General features: G+C 63.2%; 1 protein-coding gene. It reads left to right on the forward strand.

Features of this window, described 5'->3' with window-relative positions; all coding sequences use genetic code 11:
* On the forward strand, positions 1-584 hold a 584-nt coding region (locus GHN86_RS23040; RefSeq protein ID WP_153387391.1), incomplete at both ends, for an HD-GYP domain-containing protein.

Below are 584 nucleotides of genomic sequence, written 5' to 3' on the forward strand. Positions count from 1 at the left end.
CGATTACACCTACCTGCACTCGGTTGCCGTCTGCGCCCTGATGCTATCGCTGGCCCGGCATCTCGATCTAGACGAGGAGCAAACGCGCCTGGCTGGCATCGGCGGACTGATGCACGACCTAGGCAAGGCCGCGATGCCGCTGGAAGTGCTTAACAAACCAGGCAAGCTCACCGATGCCGAGTTCGCCATCATGAAGCGCCACCCTGTGGAGGGCGCAAAGATGCTGCGCGCAGGCGGGGCCGAGCCCGGGGTGGTGGACATTGCCCTGCACCATCACGAGAAGATCGACGGAACCGGCTACCCGGATCGCTTGGCCGGTGACGCCATTTCACTCCTGGCCCGCATGGGCGCAATCTGCGACGTCTATGATGCCGTGACGTCGGAGCGAGCCTACAAAAAGCCGTGGGACCCGTCCGCGGCGATGCGGCAGATGGCCAAGTGGGAGGGCCATTTCGACAAACGCATCTTCCACGCCTTCGTCAAGGCCGTGGGCATCTACCCCGTCGGCTCCTTGGTTCGCCTGTCCTCTCAGCGTCTGGCCGTTGTCGTTGAGCCGGGAATGGAATCACTGCTGACTCCCAAGG

This window comes from Pseudomonas helleri, assembly GCF_009600315.1.
Lineage (GTDB): Bacteria > Pseudomonadota > Gammaproteobacteria > Pseudomonadales > Pseudomonadaceae > Aquipseudomonas > Aquipseudomonas helleri_A.